We start from the raw sequence: 19,137 nt of genomic DNA, 5'->3' as shown, positions 1-19,137 counted from the left end.
TCTCCTGAATATTGCAAATATTAATAATCACCATGAGATGGCGGAGCCAGCACTTCCCGGTTACCGCTATGGTTTGGCGCACTGACGATGCCTTGCATTTCCATTTGCTCAACAATACGTGCAGCTCGGTTATAGCCAATTCTAAACTGTCTTTGAACACTTGAAATTGAAGCTCTACGTTTATCCACGACAAAAGCCACAACCTGATCAAATAATGGATCTAACTCTTCTTCCATATTATCAAATCCACCGGCACTGTCACCATCGTCAGAACTTGCCGTGATATTTTCAATATATTTTGGTGTGCCGCGAGCTTTCCAGTCTTGTGCTACTGCATGGACTTCTTCATCACGCACAAATGCACCGTGCACACGAATTGGAATCGAACTATTTGGAGCCAGATATAACATATCCCCCATACCAAGCAGTGATTCAGCACCCATTTGATCTAAAATCGTTCGTGAGTCGATTTTACTTGATACTGTAAAAGCGATTCGGGTTGGAATATTGGCTTTAATTAAACCAGTAATAACATCAACAGACGGACGCTGAGTCGCAAGCACTAAGTGAATCCCTGCAGCACGGGCTTTTTGTGCCAGACGAGCAATCAGCTCTTCCACTTTTTTACCCACAGCCATGATCAGATCTGCAAACTCATCCACCATAACGATGATGTATGGTAATTTCTCCAGCACCGGCATTTCAATATCCATGCTATCTGTTGGTTTCCAGAGAGGATCAGGAATTGGTCTGCCCATCTCTTCAGCCATTGCAATCTTTTCGTTATACCCAGCAATATTACGTACACCAAGTACTGACATTAAACGGTAACGACGCTCCATCTCATTCACGCACCAGTTAAGCGCATTAGCGGCGTCTTTCATGTCAGTTACGACTTCTGTTAACAGATGAGGAATACCCTCATACACTGATAATTCAAGCATTTTCGGGTCTATCATGATAAAACGGACGTCTTCTGGTTTAGATTTATACAGCACACTTAAAATCATGGCGTTCACGCCCACAGATTTACCAGAACCTGTCGTACCAGCAACCAATAAGTGAGGCATTTTAGCTAAATCAGCAACAACTGACTGACCGGAAATATCTTTCCCCAGCACGACAGTCAGTGGCGATTTCGCCTCCCTAAATTGTGGGCTATCCAACACTTCTCTAAAATAAACTGTCTGACGATTTTTATTTGGTAGTTCAATACCAACGTAAGGTTTACCCGGAATAACTTCTACGACACGCACAGAAGGCATCGATAGAGAACGTGCTAGGTCACGATCAAGAGTTGAAATACGGGACGCTTTAACACCCGGCGCCAGTTCAATTTCAAAACGGGTAATCACCGGACCCGGTAAATAATCAACCACACGTGCTTTAACTCTAAAGTCCGCCAGACTTTTCTCGATAAGTGCTGCTGTGGCTTTTAACGCTTCGTGATCAATCTTCTCTTGCTGCACAGGCGGGGAAGTTAATAAATTCAGCGACGGCAATGGCGTTGTTGGTTTGGCTGCCGGCTTATCATTTTTCATTAATAACGGATGAATCAGGCTCTCGTGAATGTTATCTTTGGTAACAGGAGCACGAACAATCTCCTGCTCATGAACCATATTGTCGTCGTCATCCTCATCTTCATCGTTAAAATCATCAAAATCTTCAGATGTTAACGAGTTCTTAGTACCGTATGTTGATGAATGCTCGGAAATATATGACTCAGAAACTACCGGTTCTTCTGTCTCGTCATCAGGAGAAAAATGCTGAACTCTTGATTCTGGTGTTGGTGCAATGATCGGCTCATCTTCAACTAAATGACCATAAGTCCCAACCGGAGCAATCATTGAATCTTCATCATCTTTATCTTCAACCACTTCTGTTTCATCACTATCTTGAGTGAGTGGTGAATAGTAATCAGGATTTATCCCAAAGTTTGGTGACTGCAACTCAGTAGCATTATGCGGAACTTCTGAATAAACAGGAGGAAAGCTATTATCAATCACATAATCATCATCACGATCTTCAACTGACAAGTGAGTCTCATTTTCCTGAGGTGCATTATTCAGTACTTCATTGGTTAATTCCTGCTCCATTCGAAGATTATGTTCAGTTTCTTCCGAAATATCAGTCATAACAGGTTCTTTATCAGCTTCGACGATCGGTAATTCCTGTTCGACCAGCTCCAGCTGACCACCTGACTCATCTTCCTGAGTATTTTCTTCCGCTCCTAAATCGTCAAACTCACGTTCTTTACGTGATAGTGGTTTCTCTTTTTTACGGAACAGAAGATTAAATAAAGCCAGAATAGGCGTACCAATAAAGACGACAACAGTCCCGATGATTTCCAGAATAAATAACCATGAAAGACTGGTCAGCAAAGTCACGCTAACTAGCAGTAAAGCAATGAATAACAGTGTAGAACCTAAATGGCCAAACATCGGGAAAGTTTCACCGGCAATCAGAGAACCTAAAATCCCCCCGGATTGATACTGCTCCCAGTCATTCACGTTTAAGGCTAAAAATCCGGTCAGACTAAAAATAAAAGCCAGTAACCCAATAACACGTAAAGAACCACTAAAGAAATTGATCGGTTGATTATAATGACGATAAATATAAAAGCCTAACTGACAACAAATCAGCAATACCAAAAACGGTACACAATAAGCTGCAAAGCCAAAGAATTGCAGAAAGATATCTGATAAATAAGCACCTGCGGCACCGCCCCAGTTGCGAATAGGTTCATGCAAGGCGGTTTGTGACCAACTTGGGTCAGCCGGATCAAATGAAATTAAGGAGATAAAAAGATAGATCGCAGAAATGCCAATTAACAGAAGAATAACTTCAATCATTAACTGGCGATTACTAAATTTAGCTGTATTATTTTTTGTTGTTTCTGACTTTTTCAAAAAGCACCTGACTATATCGAATTCCCTGACTTACTATGGATATAGTTTACCATACTTTGCTATGTTATTAACAAGCAATCAGCTGTTTTTGATATCGTTTGCCATTCTCTTTATAGTGGTCTGCATTTTCCTGAATATGGGCTATTTCTTCAGCTGTTAATTTACGTACAATCCTGGCCGGTTGCCCCATAATTAAGCAGCCTTCTTCATAAGGCAGTTTATGAGTCACTAAGGAATTGGCCCCCACGACACAATTTTTAGCAATTTTAGCTTTATTTAAAATACAACTACCCATGCCAATAATCACGTTGTCATCAATTTCACAGCTATGCAAAATAACATTATGACCAATGGTCACATTTTTACCGAGAACACAATTCACACCATAATCAGTATGAATGGTGGAATTATCCTGCACATTACTGTTTTCACCGATAATAATAGAAGCGATATCACCACGCAATACCGCACTAAACCAGATAGTGACATTTTTAGCCAGCTGCACATCACCAATAATGTCAGCAGAATCCGCAATATAAGCGCTTTTATCAATGACAGGCTTAAGGTTATCAAGTTGGTAAATCATGCTTTCACTCCTTTATCTTTGCCTGATAATAAAAAGAAACTACAGGCCAGTACATTACAAATAATCATTGAACCCACCATCAGCCACTGGGCAGTATAATCTTTTGCCGGTGCAATCTGGTTGATAAGATCAATTTCTGGTGAGGTTTGATTAAGCTGTGCTAATAATACACCAACTAAACCAGCAATAGTAAAACGAAATGTCCCAGTTAATGACGCAGCAGTTCCGGCCATATGCGGGTAAATATCTAAAATAACAGCCATTACGTTGCCACCCACAATGGCGATACAGCCAATATATCCGGCAATACTCAGTACTAATGGAATAAAACCTAAACCAAGACTTGAGACTAACAGAAGAATCACTGACATGCTCGCCTGTATCACCAGCCCCAGCTTAAGCATACTAATCGCACCTTTCTTTTTAACCAGACGGCTATTTGTCATATTCATTCCGATCATGACAAAAATATTTACCGCAAAATAGTAACCAAAGTTAATGGGTGCTACGCCATATAAATTGATATAGACAAAAGGCCCAAGACTTAAAAATGAGAATAATCCAGCACCAGAAAATGCCCCAAGTAACATATAAGTCAGAACCTGACGGTGACGAAACAGTGATGCAAAGTTTTTCAAAATATTAAACAGGCTAAAACTCACACGTCTGGCTGTTGATAAAGTCTCCGGAATACAACACAAAACCAAAATAAACGCAAGAATAGCTGTACCTGATAATGAATAAAAAATCGCATGCCAGTTGAACCACAACATAATGATGCCACCAAGAATTGGCGCAAGTAGTGGTGCCACATTAGATATCAGCATCACAAATGACATCATACGGGAGAACTCGTCCCGATGTTTAAAAATATCCCGCATCAGAGCATTAATCACGACAGCGGTTGAAGCCGCGGCTAAGCCATGGAAAAACCTTGCCATAATTAGCTGTTCAATAGATTGTGATAAAGCACAAACCGCTGCCGCAAAAGCAAATACAATCAGCCCGATCAGGATAATCGATTTACGTCCAAAACTATCGCTCAGTGGTCCATAAATTAACTGACCAACGGCAAAGCCCAGTAAATAATAACTAATTGTCAGCTGCACCATGCCGTCAGAAACAGCATAGTCACTGGCAATAGTTGGCATACTTGGTAAATACATATCGATGGACAGAGGCATCAACATGGAGAGTAACCCAAGAATAAAAATAAGCAGCGATCGTGGCAGCTTTAACTGAAGCTCTTCAGATTGAATTGGTGGTTGCACAGGTTTTCCAATATAAAATATTCAATAAAATCAAAAGGTTATAAAAATAACTTTATAAATCTAACTTATTGATTTAACTTCACTTTCTGTCAGCGGACGATATTCGCCCTCTTCGATATCCAGCATGATCGTCCCGATACGTTCACGGTGCAGCTCAACAACATGGTTACCAACCGCTGCAAACATGCGTTTTACCTGATGATAGCGGCCTTCGCTGATTATCAATCGGGCATGAAAATCATCTAAAATTTCCAATTTTGCCGGTTTCGTTTTATCTCTCTCATTATTAAGCTGAATACCATCCTCAAAGATTTTAATTAGCTTTTCTTCCAGTGCTGATTCAACTGTCACTAAGTAACTCTTTTCACAGTGATGTTTTGGTGAAGTTATACGGTGTGACCACTGACCATCATCAGTTAATAAAACCAGTCCGGTAGTATCTAAATCTAGCCGCCCTGCTGCATGTAGCTTTTCAGCCATTGGTTCATCAATAAAATACAGAATTGTCGGATGATCAGGATCATCAGTTGAACAGACATAACCTTGCGGTTTATTTAGCATAAAATAGCGTTTATCCACCACTGGTGTAATCTCTTCCCCCTGATATTTAACCACTTGATCAAGAGATAGCTGATAAGAACCGGATTTAACAATCTCACCATCAACCGTGACATTTTGAGCCTTTAACTCTCTACCAACTAGAGTTCTGCTAATCCCTAAATGATGAGCCAGAAACTTATCTAAACGCATACCTAATACCTGAAATTAAACTGTAAGAGAAAAGGCCCTGATGGCAAAACCACAGAGCCTTAATTTATTAAACAATAGTATATTATGCCTGAGTACGAATTCAAATGATTATTAGATTAAGTCTGGCATTTTCTCATCAAACAATAAAAGAAAAGTTAATTCAGTGCAGCGTAAATATCAAATCGATGATTTTTAGTTTTTAGTTCAGCCTGCGGCTTTTGGTTATCTAAAAACGGAGCATAATCAGGACGTTTAACTACAATACGTTTTTTAGCCAGCTTTCTGGCTGGCAATAACAAACTATCAGCATCATCATCACTACCAACAAGCGACTGAAACACTCGCATCTCTTTTTTAACCAGAGCACTTTTTTGACGGTGCGGAAACATCGGATCAAGGTAAACCACATCAGGCTTTTCCGTTATTTCAGCAAGGGAGGTAATACTGGAATCATGAATTAAGCCCAAACGCTCTTTTACCCAGAAGCCAATTTCTGCATTCTGATAAGCACGGTTCAACCCATCAGCCAGAAGAGCCGCAACGACAGGGTGACGCTCAAACATTGTTACCTTACAACCAATTGCTGCCAGCACAAACGCATCACGGCCAAGCCCCGCTGTACCATCAACCACATAGGGTAGATAATCACCTTTAATCCCAACCGCTTTAGCAACAGCTTCCCCTCTGCCACCACCAAACTGACGGCGATGATTCATGGCGCCAGACACAAAATCGACATAAATGGCGCCCAGTTTTGGTTCATCCAGTTTACGTAGTTCTAGCCTTTCTGGCGTTAAGACTAAAGCTAAAGTGGCATTTTCATCATGTGAAAGAGACCACTGCTGGGCTAATTCTGTTAGCGCAGCAGGGTTAATATCACCATCACATAAAAGTTGAATCACTTCTTATGCCTTTTTACTGGCAATGCCGTAATGTCTGAGTAACGCGTCAAGCTCAGGAGCCCGACCACGGAAGTTTTTAAACAGATTCATCGGCTCATCTGAACCACCACGAGACAGAATCTGAGCTAAGAATGACTGACCGGTATGTGGATTAAAGATACCTTCCTCTTCAAAACGAGAGAACGCATCAGCAGAAAGCACTTCTGCCCATAAGTAGCTGTAATAACCTGCCGCATAACCACCAGCAAAGATATGGCTAAAGGCATGTGGAAATCGTCCCCATTCAACAGTTGGAACAACGGCTACTTCCTGACGGACTTGTTTTAGCATAGTCAGAATATTCGTGTCTGCTTCTGATGAGTTTCCATTTGTTGAGAACTCAAAATGTAAACGGAAATCAAACAGACCAAACTCTAACTGACGTAAAATGAACAGTGCTGCCTGATAGTTTTTCGCTTCCAGCATACGCTCAAGCATCTCTTTAGGCAGCGGTTCACCTGTTTCATAATGACCAGAGATAAATTCAAGTGCTTCTGGTTGCCAGCACCAGTTTTCTAAAAACTGACTTGGTAATTCCACCGCATCCCAAGGCACACCGGAAATACCAGATACGCCCGCTGTATCAATTTCTGTCAACATATGATGTAAACCATGACCAAATTCATGGAATAGTGTTGTTACTTCATCATGAGTAAATAATGCCGGTTTATCACCAATTGGGCGATTAAAGTTACAGGTTAAATATGCCACTGGAGTTTGTACATGACCATCAGCAAAACGCATTCGGCTTAAACAGTCATCCATCCAGGCACCGCCGCGTTTATGTTCACGGGCGTATAAGTCCAGATAGAAACTCCCTTTTAATTCGCCTTTTGAGTCAAACAAATCAAAAAAACGGACTTCCGGTGACCAGACATCCACACCTTTACGCTCTTTTGCAGTAATACCAAAAATGCGGTGAATGACTTCAAACAGCCCGTTAATCACACGCTGTTCCGGGAAGTAAGGACGCAGTTCTTCATCATTGATTGAATACAGGAATTGTTTTTGTTTCTCACTATAATAAGAAACATCCCATGGTTGTAATTCGCTGGCACCAAAATATTCATAAGCATAGCGTTTTAACTGAGCAAGCTCTTTTTCACCTTGAGGTTTAGCGCGAACGGCTAAATCATGTAAAAAGTCTAATACTTGTTTTGGAGACTCCGCCATTTTAGTTGCCAAAGACTTATCGGCGTAAGTATCAAAACCAAGTAACTGAGCCAGTTCATGACGCAACTTCATTAACTCTTTAATATTTTCAGTATTGTCCCATTTACCAGCATTTGGACCTTGATCTGAAGCTCGTGTCACATAAGCGTGATACATTTCATAGCGTAGCTCGCGGTTATCACAGTACATCATGACCGGGATATAACTTGGCATATCCAGTGTAAATAACCAGCCTTCCTGTTCTTTAGCTTCTGCCAGTGCTTTAGCTGCAGCCAGTGCACTTTCAGGTAAACCACCCAGTAGCTCTATATCTGTAATTAATTTACTCCAGCCCATTGTGGCATCAAGCACATTATTACTGTAGCTGGAACCCAGTTCAGATAAACGAGCCACAATTTCACCATAACGTTTTTGCTGTTCTGTTGGTAAGCCAATACCTGACAATTCAAAATCACGTAATGTATTGTCGATAGTTTTGCGTTGCGCCTGATTAAGATTGCAATATTCAGAACTACCTTTCAATTCTTTGTATGCCTGATATAAACCCTGATGTTGTCCTACCCAAGTGCTGTATTCAGACAGAAGTGGTAAACACGCCTCATATACTTCACGCAGCTCATTACTGTTTTTCACTGAATTTAAATGACTGACTGGTGACCAGACACGTCCAAATTTTTCGTCTGCTTCATCAATTGGTTGTACCAGATTGTCCCATGTATATGGCCCGCCACGGTCAACAATAGAAGTGATAATTTGTCGGCAATGTTCAATAGATGATTCAACAGCAGGTACAACATGTTCTGGCTTAATTTGCGAAAATAGTGGTAAATCTGTTGCTGTTAATAGTGGATTACTCATTCAAGTCCCTTATAGATTCGAGCTAATACATTTAATCGTGTTATTACACCATAGAATAGTAAATAAATGGAGACTTGAATAACAAAAATCAAGAGGAGTTAACGTTTAAAGACCGTAAAAACTATCAAGTAAATTGCTTTGACCCAAGGAGTTGGATAGAATGAGTCGCTTTTTGAACAATAATTTCAGGTAAATAATAAATGAATAAAGTATCGAAACTCGTTTTAGGTTTCTCAGTCGCTGTTTTATTATCAGCTTGTAGCGCAAACTCACTAGATAAAGGTGCAGAAACAGTTGCTATTTTAGACTCTCCTCCTCCGTATGGCACATGTCAACTTATGGGTGAAGTCATGGGTTCTCAAGGAAACTGGTTCACTGGTGGTTATACAACCAACACTAACTTACTTATCGGTGCCCGAAATGAACTTAAGAATGAAGCTTACAAATTAGGTGCTGATTCAGTTTATATTCAAACGACTCATAATACCCAAACTGAAAGCTCTGCAGGTACATCAAACTCAACTCTGTTTGGTAATGCATATAAGTGTAAAAATTAAGATAATATAGTCGGGTTACTTGTTTAAAACGAGTAACCTCTACTTTTCAATATAATAATAATTAATGACACGACTATGCCAGACTATGATATTGCAATTATTGGATTAGGCCCCGCTGGTTCAACACTGGCCAGATTATTAAATAAACGTTTTAAAGTTATCGCACTCGATAAGAAACAATCCTTCGGCACTGAAGGTTTTCAAAAACCCTGTGGCGGACTTTTAGCTTTAGATGCCCAAAAAGCCTTTATCCGTTTTAATCTGAATTTACCTAAATTTATTTTGTCTGACCCGCAGATATTTAGTGTTAAAACGGTGGATCTTGAGTCCAGTATCATCCGTAACTACCAAAGACCTTATGTCAATCTGAACCGTCACCAATTCGATCTGTGGCTTAAGACGCTTATCCCGGGTACTGTTGAAGTTCATCATGATACCACTTGTAAAAAACTGGAAAAAACAGCACAAGGTTATCAGGTAACATTTGAAGAAAATGGTGAGATAAAGGTCATCACTGCTCGTTACTTAATTGGTGCTGATGGTGCTAATTCACTTGTCAGACGAACATTTTATCCTGACCATGAAATTCGTAAATATCTGGCGATTCAACAATGGTTTCAGGAAGATCACGCTACTCCGTTCTATTCTTGTATTTTTGATAGTTCAATCACCCCCTGTTATGCCTGGAGCATTTCTAAAGATAAGTCATTTATTATCGGCGGGGCTTTTGAGATGAAAGAAGCTAACCAGAAATTTGAACAGTTAAAACATAAGCTCACTCGTCATCAGTTTAAATTTGGCACATTAGAGAAAACGGAAAAATGTACTGTACTTTGCCCGTCTAAATTTTCTGACTTTATTTGCGGTGATCAGAATATATTTTTAATTGGTGAAGCGGCTGGGTTTATTAGTGCCAGTTCTTTAGAAGGGTTTAGTTATTCGTTTGATAGCGCTGAGATTTTGAGTGGTATCTTGAATGACAATCTAAATGATCCAAATAAAGCCTATCAAAAGAAAACCTTAAAACTGCGTCTTAAACTCTGGACTAAAATTATCAAGGCCAATATTTTGACTTCTCCACTACTTCGCAAGTTGATTATGATGAGTAGGGTTAGTCATGTGAGTATTTCTTCTGGTAATGAATAGTTTTTAGAATAGTGATTTTATTAGATTGGCGGTTGGAGCGGCGTGCGCCGCTCTGGCACAATGTTTTTTAGACTTGTGATAGAATCAACTTTGGGAGTTGAGGCGGCGTGCGCCGCCTGAGCTCAATGTTTTGGTGATGTTTGTATAGTCCGTGGGTTTGATGGCCTACCGTACACCATAGGCACCCGCTCGAGGACTCGCTAAGACCTATGGAATACGCTCTCCATCAAATTCCACTGCTCTAAAGAGCTAATAGCATGACAACGTAGCACAATCCACACAATCTCATTACGTCACAACACTAAAACCTATAAAACTCGGCTATGCCGCGCAAGCCAATAACAATTTAAATGTATTTACAATATAAAAACTCTAATAAAATCAAACACTTAAAAATTTTAACTATTTGATTTTATTGCATTTTTTATTTTAATTCTTCTGCTTCTATTCAAAATCTAAAAGATTATCGGCTAATCTTTTGACCTTTTCCTTTATCAGTAAATATTATTGGATGCAGACTGAGCTTAGCGGTGCTATGGAGTAAGCGTTACACATGCTTGCATGTTCAGCGCATCGGAATAGTACCGATAAGCTCACACCAAGTCTAACGACTTTCACCACCCCAAAATCTATAAGCGCGACTACGTCGCACAACTCAAACAATCTAATTCCTTCACTGCTCCAAGAGCTAAAAGCGCGGCTGCGCCGCGCAACTCTTCCACTACTCACTCTTATAAACAAACTCTAACTTATCTTTCGCTAGTTTTATCTGCACTTTACCACCCTGCTGTAATCTTCCAAACAGAAGTTCCCCTGCCAGTGGTTTTTTGACGTATTCCTGAATAATGCGGTTCATCGGCCTTGCGCCCATGGTTTTGTCATAACCTTTTTGTGCCAGCCACTGAATAGCGTTTTGGCTGATGATTAACTCAACCTGTTTAGCTTCCAGCTGAGTTTGCAGCTCATTGATAAACTTACTGGCAACCTGATAGACAATTTTTTCGGTTAGATGACTAAACCAGATAATGTTATCCAGACGGTTACGGAATTCTGGACTAAAGGTACGGTTGATTTCATACATCGCATCAGTACTATTATCCTGCGCAGCAAAACCAATACTTTTTCTGACCGTTTCCTGTACTCCCGCATTGGTTGTCATCACTAAAATAACATTACGGAAGTCTGCTTTACGGCCATTACTATCAGTTAAAGTACCATTGTCCATAATCTGTAATAACAGATTAAAAATATCCGGATGGGCTTTTTCAATTTCATCAAGCAGCAGCACAGCATGTGGTTTTTTAATTACTGCATCAGTTAATAAGCCACCCTGCTCAAATCCAACGTAACCTGGTGGAGATCCAATTAAACGGCTGACCGTATGTGCTTCTTTATATTCAGACATATCAAAACGCAGCAGCTCAATATTTAAGGCTTTAGCCAGCTGCAGAGTGATCTCTGTTTTACCCACACCTGTTGGCCCAGCAAACAGAAATGAACCGATCGGTTTTTGCTCACGCCCAAGCCCTGCCCGGCTTAAAGTAATCGCATCACATAACACTTCGATAGCTTTATCCTGCCCAAAAACTGCCGATTTTAGTTGTTCAGGTAGTTGTTGTAATCTTGTTTTATCACTGACAGAAACAGTCACTTCCGGGATTCTGGCAATTTTAGCAATAATGGCTTCAATCTCAGCAACACCGATCGTTTTCTTACGTTTTTTAACTGGTAATAAGGCATTCTTAGCACCCGCTTCATCGATTAAATCGATAGCTTTATCAGGTAAGAAACGTGTCGGCAGATATTTAACCGATAATTCTACTGCATTCTTCAGCGCACCTGCTGTGTAGTGAACATGATGATATTCCTCATAACGTGACTTCAGACCATTAAGAATCTTAATCGTGTCGCTAATTGAGGGTTCAAGCACATCAATTTTTTGGAAACGTCTGACCAGCGCCCGATCTTTTTCAAACACCTGACTAAATTCCTGATAAGTGGTTGAGCCCATCACACGGATTCGACCAGAAGAAAGTAACGGTTTAAATAGATTCGCTGTATCTACTTTACTTTCACCAGCAGCGCCAGCACCAATAATCATATGAATTTCATCGATAAATAAAATGCAATTTTCTTGTTTTTCCAGCTCTGTAACCAGTTCATTAAAACGCTTTTCAAAATCTCCACGATAAGTTGTTCCAGCAATTAGTGCTCCCATATCAAAAGAGTAAACAACCGAATTACTGATGATTTCTGGTACTTTTTTCTGTTCAATTAACCAGGCTAAACCTTCTGCAATAGCTGTTTTCCCAACACCAGCCTCACCGACTAAAATAGGATTATTTTTCCGGCGGCGACACAGTACCTGTAAAACTCGTTCAATATCCTGCTCACGTCCAACCAGTGGATCAAGCTTACCATCCTGAGCCAGCAGATTTAAGTTTGTAGTATAACGATCCAATGCACTTTGGTTCTGTGATTTTGGCTCATCTGATTCATCAAATTGCATCGAAGTACGGGCATGCACCGGTGCCTGATTATGTGAAATATGCTGAATTAATCTAAAGCGATCGACACCCTGCTGCTGGAGCAAATACGCTGCCTGACACTCTTCCTCGCTTAAAATAGACACCAGAACATCAAGACTGTCTAATTGATTTTTACCGGATGACTCTACATGTAATGCTGCGCGCTGAATCACTCGCTGGAACGCCATCGTGGGTTCAGTCACAATATTTTCATCATTGGGTAAATAGGTAATGTTATGTTCCAGATAATTAATCAGATCATTCATGAGTGACTCAAAGTCGACATCTAACTCGGTTAATGTCTTTTCCACCGATTTATCTTTTAATAAAGATATCAATAAGTGCTCAAGCGTCAGATATTCATAACCAAACGAGTTAGCCTCATTAAATGCTTCGCTGATTGCAGACTGTAAACTTTCGTTCATTATCATGATGCTTTCTCCATGGTACAACGTAATGGGTGTTGATGTTGATATGCATACTCAGTGACAAGTTGCACTTTCGTTTCGGCTATTTCGGCCGTATACATACCACAAATACCGCGTCCTTGTTTATGCACAGCAAACATAATCTGCGTTGCCGCTGTCTCATCATGTCCGAAGAATTTCATTAAGACCTCTATCACAAAATCCATCGTGGTGTAATCATCATTATGTAAAACGACCAGATATTTTGATGGTGGCGCTAACTGTTTTTGTTTTTCGTCACTATGTTGTTTTTGGATTACGTGCTGTATGCTCATACGCTGCAATTAATAGTTTGAGTTAAATTTTGAATATTGCTATCTTAAGAGATTATTTAAAAAAACAATACCAAATTACGCAAAATTAGTATAGTAAATTTGACAAGGTCATCCTTTGTATATGAATAACATTAAAGCCATGCCATTACCAACCAGTCGCAAAGATCTCTTTAACCGACTTGTAAAAGGTGAACTCATTCTTAATCCACTCTGGGAAAAGCCACTTTATCGTAAAAAGTTTTTATTACGTAGCTATTTTGCTTACCCAAAAACCCTGACATGGCTGGATCATCTGTATCAATATCATCTGCTACCGTATTACTTATCCAGACAAACAAATTTACCTTGTAAATTACAGCGTCCTTATTTGTCATCTTGTATCAGTCAGAAAGAGGCACTGGATGCGCTAATTTTTCATTATGATTTTTTAGAACAACAACCAGATGCTGTCACACAGGCATTTTATGACGATCAACCTTATCGATTAGCGGATATTACCGGCAAAGCAGAGGCTACTTTTTATGTAGAACTTCAAAGTACCGATAAATTCTCACGTGAAGGGGAACTGACCCTATCCATTTTTAATCAGGATAATATTTCTTTAGCTAATCTGACGTTTTCGATTATCAGTTATCAAAATAAACCAACCTTGTTTATCGCTGGTTTACAAGGTGCCAATGTGGTTGATTCCCGTCAGGTTATTCAGCAGGCAACCAAAGCCTGTTTTGGGCTATTTCCTAAACGTTTAGTGATTGAAGTTGCACAACTAATCGCCAGCCACTTCAGCTTACAACAAATTATTGCTGTAAGTAATTCAACTCATATCTATAATAACTGGCGTTATCGTCGTCGTCATAAACATGTCCATTCTGACTATGATGAGTTCTGGCTAACGCTGGATGGCCAGCAGGATAAAAGACAGCTTTTTGTGTTACCTCTAGTGACACAGCGTAAAGCGCTGGAAGATATTGCCAGTAAAAAGCGTTCTGAATATCGTAGTCGTTATGCCCTGCTTGACGCACTGGCAGAAAATGTGTCAGGACAATTATCAACATTAAAATAATTCATACGAATTAAAAGGATATTCCATGTACTCAGGTTTGCTTATTGTTTTGTTACCAATCTTTATTGGTTACTTAATTAAGCTAAAGCAACGTAAGTTACTCGACTTTATTAATAAGCTACTGGGATTATTTGTCTATATCATCCTGTTTTTTATGGGAATTAGTCTGGCACAGTTAGATGATCTGGGCGGTAATCTGCAAAGTATCATGATCTACTCCGGTGTCTTTTTTGCCTGTACTTTTGGTTGTAATTTTATTGCTCTGATGGTATTTGATGTTATTCGTCCATGGAAAGAGAGCAACAACGCAGAAGCTCTGCCATCAACACTAAAAATGATTTTAGAATCATTACAGATTTGTATCTCATTAGTTGCTGGTTTTTTAGTAGGACTATTACCTTTACCGTTCTTCGAATATGCCAGCAAAGTTATTGAAGTTGCTTTAATTATTCTGTTATTTATTGTAGGTATTCAGTTACGTAGCAGTGGTATGACAATTAAGCAAATTTTACTGAATAAAATCGGGCTGATGACGACTGTTATTGTGGCTATTACTGCTTTAATTGGTGGCACTATCGCGGCAGTGATTTTAGATTTACCGGTTAAAACCGGATTGGCTGTCTCTTCCGGCTTTGGCTGGTATTCACTATCAGGTATTTTACTAACAGAAGCTCATGGCCCAATTCTTGGCAGCACTGCATTTTTTAATGATTTGCTCAGAGAATTGTTTGCTGTACTCCTTATACCTTCGCTGATTCGTCGTTATCGTATGACAACGCTTGGTTTATGCGGCGCAACGTCTATGGATTTTACCTTACCTATCTTACAAAAAGGTGGTGGTGTTTCTATGGTACCACCAGCCATTGTACAAGGCTTTTTATTAAGTCTGTTGGTACCGATTTTAATGACACTATTTCTGCATATTTAGGTAAAAGTCATGGTAAAAATCAAAGCGGAACAACAGTGTCCTTGTAATATCAACAAACTATATCGTCAATGCTGTGAACCTTATCATTTAGAGCAGAAAATACCGGCTACTGCTGAACTGCTAATGCGTTCTCGTTATAGTGCTTATGCCAGACAAAAATGGGATTATATTCAGCAAACCTGGCATAGCAGTACAAGACCGAGTGCTGATTCATTTGATGATGTTACAACTAAATGGATTGAGCTTATTATCAAAAATACATCTACATCAAAAAATAATCCTGATGAAGCTTTTGTTGAATTCATCGCCAAATATAAAACGGCTAATGGTAAAGCAGAAAAAATGCAGGAAGTAAGTCGCTTTGTGAAAGAAGATGGGCACTGGTATTACATTGATGGAGTTGTGAGCTAAGTAGCTTTAGTTTCTGGTTCATTAAAAGCTAATCCTCTTAGCCATATTCACTAAGAAGATTAGTTTGTGAATATTTTAATCAGCCACAATAAACTTACGATACTCATCATAAGCAAAATGGTCAGTCATCCCACTGATATAATCCTGAATCAAACGACAGCGATAGTAAAACTCCCAGATAGCATAATCATCAGCATTAGGATCTAAGCGACTAATTGCTTCGTTATAAGCTACACAATGTTTAGCTGATAATTTATGGAATAAACGGGATTCAATCATATAATTTTTTACGACTGAACGTTTATTAGCAGCCAATCCAGCAAAGTCTTGAGTATTCATCTCCAGTAACGGACTATAAATATCCAGTAAACCACTAATAATTCGGTAGCCTTGCATCTCTATGGTTTCAATCGATTCATGATTAAATACGTGATTAAAACCGACGGTTTTAAAGATTTCCAGTAGCTGATATTCTGCCCCTTTATCTTCAAGCAAGGCGGAATTAAATGAACCATCAAAAATAGCCGGTAAATTTTCAATGAAACGCTCTGTCGCGTGCGGAACGAGTTTAGCAATAGTATTCACTCGTAAAAACATAAAGAACTGATCGATACCCGTTGGCAAATAATCTGCATCTTTTAAACGCTGATATGCCACATTTACCGTTTGATCAAATAAGTCACCTTTAGTCACTTTACCCCAGGCATTACCTAATAACTGATAAAGTCTATCGACAGTAAAAATTTTCTTCTCAACAGCATCTTCCAAGTCGGCAATACAGTAAGAGATATCGTCAGCTGCTTCCATAATATAAGTTAGCGGATAACGATAAAATGGCTTCATATCCAGCTTCTCTCGTAGCTCCTGAATAAAGGCCTCTTCCGATAAATAAAAACCCGGCTTTTTCATTAAATATTGATAATCTGTTGGAATATCTTCTGTCCAGTACGCCGGACGAGTATATTTTAAAATACAGGCAATTTGCGAATAGGTAAGATTGAGTTTAAGTAGAGTATGAACAAGGCGAATAGCCTGAGCATTACCTTCAAAATGACAAAGATCCTGCCTGATTTTATGACGTAACTCATTAAGTTTATCTTTACCAGCTTCATCATTGAGTAAGTGGTAATAAGACGGTTTATTTAAAGCTAGTTTATGTTTAAACCACTTATTAATTGCTGACTCACCAAAGTGACCAAAAGGAGGATTACCGATATCATGCATCAGACAAGCCATTTCAACCATGCTTTCCATCGGTACAGTCCACTGACTTAGTCCTAATGATTCTAATTGATTATCTTTACTTAATCTGTAGAGGATCTCTTTAACAATATAGCGCCCAACCTGCTGAACCTCCATAGAATGAGTCAGGCGCGTTCTGACTACTGCATTACGTTCTAATGGAAAAACTTGCGTTTTTTGTTGTAAACGACGAATAGCTGCAGAATTAATAATACGTCCGCGATCGCTTTCAAAACAACGAACAATGTCGTATTCATCGGATAAATTCTCACGGCGCTTTTCAACGTGGCGGTGATAATTCATTTTTTTATTGAAATCGATCATATTCAGACTCTTATAATAACTGTTTCTTTGCCCACTCAATGGCTGAGTGATAACTTTTTGGCAGCGTTGGTTGTAGTTTGCTCAGAGCTTGCTGTAAAGCCGGTTGTTCTGGATGAGTGAGATTTAAATGTCCGACTTTACGCCCTTCTCTGACCTCTTTCTCGTACCAGTGTAGATGAACCAATGGCTCTGATAACCAGTTCATATTCAGCTCTGTTCCAATCAGATTGACCATCACTGACGGTGAGGTCACAACAGGTTTAACCAGTGGTAAATCCAGAATTGCGCGCAAATGTAACTCAAACTGACTGATAGATGCACCATTTTGTGTCCAGTGGCCGCTATTATGTACGCGCGGAGCCAGCTCATTAATCAGTAACTGATCACCAACCACAAAACACTCCATCGCCATCACACCAACATAATTTAACTTATCCATAATCGCTGTCAGCATTTTTTCTGCCTGCGTCTGGTAAGTCGTTGCCAGATAAGGATGGGCTACACTCATTTTTAAAATGCCATCTTCATGCAGGTTATTAGTCAATGGGTAAAACACACACTCACCTTTGCTGCTACGCGCCCCAACCAGTGAAACTTCACCATCAAAGTTAATCGCTTGTTCAACAATAGAGGAGTGATAGACATCATCAGGAACAGACAGATACTCATGACGATGAACTCGCCACTGACCGCGTCCGTCATATCCACCGGTACGTCGTTTTACAATTAACAAATCACCCAGCGCCGTATAAAAAGATGGCCATTGTTCTGGTGTACTTAATGAGAACCAGCGTGCAGTTGGCAGTAATAATTCATCAATCAACTCTTTTTGAGTGAAACGATCGGCAATGATTGGGAAGACGTCCCGATTGATAAAATGTTCATGTTTAGCAAGGAGTTCAGTAAATTGGGTTTCCGGCCAACGCTCAATTTCAGCAGTAATCACTGAATCTTGATAAGGGATCGTTGCCGGATCAACATCCAGACCAACAGGATACACTTTAATACCCAAAGGCTCACCAGCCTGACGTAACATACGACCTAACTGGCCATTACCCAGTACACATACTGATTTCATTAACAGGATTCCTTATTTCTTACTCTTCAACGGTGGGATCAGGATTATCTAACACTTCCTGCGTTTGTTTTAAACGCCAGTCCTGTAAACGCTGATAAATCACTTTATCATGCAAAGCTAAAACCTGAGCAGCCAGTAACGCCGCATTAGCAGCACCTGATTTACCAATAGCGAGTGTTCCAACCGGAATACCTTTTGGCATCTGAACAATTGAATACAAACTATCTACTCCACTCAAAGCAGCGCTTTGTACAGGAACACCAAATACCGGTACAAGTGTTTTAGCTGCCAGCATTCCAGGCAGATGAGCAGCCCCACCGGCACCGGCAATAATCACATCATAACCACTTTTTTTGGCATTTTCAGCAAACTGGAATAGTTTATCCGGAGTACGATGAGCAGAGACAATTTCCACATGATAGGCAATCTGTAAAGCAGTTAAGATATCAGCCGCATGTAACATGGTTGACCAATCACTTTTAGAACCCATCACAATAGCAACTTTAGGTGCAGCGTTATGCATAAATAACAACCCATTGTTATAGAGAAGATTTAGTTTTCCATTATAGTGAATAATGAATATAAGAGGAAATGAAAAATAAAAAAGGGAGCCAAGGCTCCCTGTAAAAA

General features: G+C 39.7%; 16 protein-coding genes. 5 read left to right on the top strand and 11 right to left on the bottom strand.

All coding sequences use genetic code 11. The features are described from left to right. Positions 1-20: 20 nt before the first annotated feature. The 6 genes from IPMB12_RS12290 to prlC form a co-directional block, all read right to left on the bottom strand. The gene (locus tag IPMB12_RS12290; protein WP_228720367.1) at positions 21-2,909 is read right to left on the bottom strand and encodes a DNA translocase FtsK 4TM domain-containing protein; all 2,889 of its coding nucleotides are present in this window, start codon (positions 2,907-2,909) and stop codon (positions 21-23) included. Positions 2,910-2,976: 67 nt separating this feature from the next. Continuing rightward, positions 2,977-3,495, bottom strand: coding sequence for a gamma carbonic anhydrase family protein (locus IPMB12_RS09495; RefSeq protein WP_166917125.1), 519 nt, complete (start codon positions 3,493-3,495; stop codon positions 2,977-2,979). Then, entirely contained in the window at positions 3,492-4,685 is a 1,194-nt protein-coding gene (locus IPMB12_RS09490; RefSeq protein ID WP_166917768.1) for a Bcr/CflA family multidrug efflux MFS transporter, read from the bottom strand. The genes IPMB12_RS09495 and IPMB12_RS09490 overlap by 4 nt, the downstream gene beginning before the upstream one ends. Before the next feature lie 141 nt (positions 4,686-4,826). Continuing rightward, positions 4,827-5,516 (bottom strand): 16S rRNA pseudouridine(516) synthase RsuA, encoded by a 690-nt coding sequence (rsuA, locus tag IPMB12_RS09485; RefSeq protein WP_166917123.1) that lies wholly within the window; start codon positions 5,514-5,516, stop codon positions 4,827-4,829. 155 nt (positions 5,517-5,671) lie between these two features. Continuing rightward, entirely contained in the window at positions 5,672-6,418 is a 747-nt protein-coding gene (rsmJ, locus tag IPMB12_RS09480; protein WP_166917121.1) for a 16S rRNA (guanine(1516)-N(2))-methyltransferase RsmJ, read from the bottom strand. A gap of 3 nt (positions 6,419-6,421) precedes the next feature. Then, positions 6,422-8,488 carry an oligopeptidase A gene (gene prlC, locus IPMB12_RS09475; protein ID WP_166917119.1) on the bottom strand — a complete coding sequence of 689 codons (2,067 nt, stop codon included), beginning with the start codon at positions 8,486-8,488 and terminating at the stop codon, positions 6,422-6,424. Positions 8,489-8,688: 200 nt separating this feature from the next. On the opposite strand from prlC, the gene IPMB12_RS09470 reads away from it, so the two are divergent. Beyond that, entirely contained in the window at positions 8,689-9,045 is a 357-nt protein-coding gene (locus IPMB12_RS09470; protein ID WP_166917117.1) for a DUF4156 domain-containing protein, read from the top strand. A gap of 75 nt (positions 9,046-9,120) precedes the next feature. Next, positions 9,121-10,191, top strand: a complete 1,071-nt coding sequence (locus IPMB12_RS09465; RefSeq protein ID WP_166917115.1) for an FAD-binding protein — start codon at positions 9,121-9,123, stop codon at positions 10,189-10,191. A gap of 721 nt (positions 10,192-10,912) precedes the next feature. Here IPMB12_RS09465 and clpA read toward each other — a convergent pair. After that, the gene (gene clpA, locus IPMB12_RS09460) at positions 10,913-13,147 is read right to left on the bottom strand and encodes an ATP-dependent Clp protease ATP-binding subunit ClpA (RefSeq protein ID WP_166917767.1); all 2,235 of its coding nucleotides are present in this window, start codon (positions 13,145-13,147) and stop codon (positions 10,913-10,915) included. Further along, positions 13,147-13,461: an ATP-dependent Clp protease adapter ClpS gene (clpS, locus tag IPMB12_RS09455; RefSeq protein WP_166917113.1), complete on the bottom strand. Its 315-nt coding sequence runs from the start codon at positions 13,459-13,461 to the stop codon at positions 13,147-13,149. The genes clpA and clpS overlap by 1 nt, the downstream gene beginning before the upstream one ends. 121 nt (positions 13,462-13,582) lie before the next feature. Between clpS and IPMB12_RS09450 the strand changes: the two genes are divergently transcribed. From IPMB12_RS09450 to IPMB12_RS09440, 3 genes are read left to right on the top strand one after another with little or no spacing between them, the layout of a single operon-like run. Next, positions 13,583-14,524, top strand: a complete 942-nt coding sequence (locus tag IPMB12_RS09450; protein WP_166917111.1) for a VirK/YbjX family protein — start codon at positions 13,583-13,585, stop codon at positions 14,522-14,524. Positions 14,525-14,549: 25 nt separating this feature from the next. Further along, entirely contained in the window at positions 14,550-15,452 is a 903-nt protein-coding gene (locus IPMB12_RS09445; RefSeq protein ID WP_166917109.1) for a lysine exporter LysO family protein, read from the top strand. 9 nt (positions 15,453-15,461) lie between these two features. Next, positions 15,462-15,863, top strand: a complete 402-nt coding sequence (locus IPMB12_RS09440) for a YchJ family protein (RefSeq protein ID WP_166917107.1) — start codon at positions 15,462-15,464, stop codon at positions 15,861-15,863. Positions 15,864-15,938: 75 nt separating this feature from the next. On the opposite strand, the gene dgt is transcribed toward IPMB12_RS09440, so the two are convergent. From dgt to purE, 3 genes are read right to left on the bottom strand one after another with little or no spacing between them, the layout of a single operon-like run. Next, complete coding sequence (gene dgt / locus IPMB12_RS09435) at positions 15,939-17,435, bottom strand: dGTPase (protein WP_166917766.1); 1,497 nt, start codon at positions 17,433-17,435, stop codon at positions 15,939-15,941. A gap of 4 nt (positions 17,436-17,439) precedes the next feature. Further along, the gene (gene purK, locus IPMB12_RS09430) at positions 17,440-18,507 is read right to left on the bottom strand and encodes a 5-(carboxyamino)imidazole ribonucleotide synthase (RefSeq protein WP_166917105.1); all 1,068 of its coding nucleotides are present in this window, start codon (positions 18,505-18,507) and stop codon (positions 17,440-17,442) included. 19 nt (positions 18,508-18,526) lie between these two features. Next, the gene (purE, locus tag IPMB12_RS09425; RefSeq protein ID WP_166917103.1) at positions 18,527-19,030 is read right to left on the bottom strand and encodes a 5-(carboxyamino)imidazole ribonucleotide mutase; all 504 of its coding nucleotides are present in this window, start codon (positions 19,028-19,030) and stop codon (positions 18,527-18,529) included. Positions 19,031-19,137 lie beyond the last annotated feature (107 nt).

It is taken from the genome of Zophobihabitans entericus, from assembly GCF_011745665.1.
In the GTDB taxonomy this organism is placed as follows: domain Bacteria; phylum Pseudomonadota; class Gammaproteobacteria; order Enterobacterales; family Orbaceae; genus Zophobihabitans; species Zophobihabitans entericus.
Note: the sequence above shows the minus strand (reverse complement) of the source record. Positions and strands in the feature narration are given on the sequence as shown.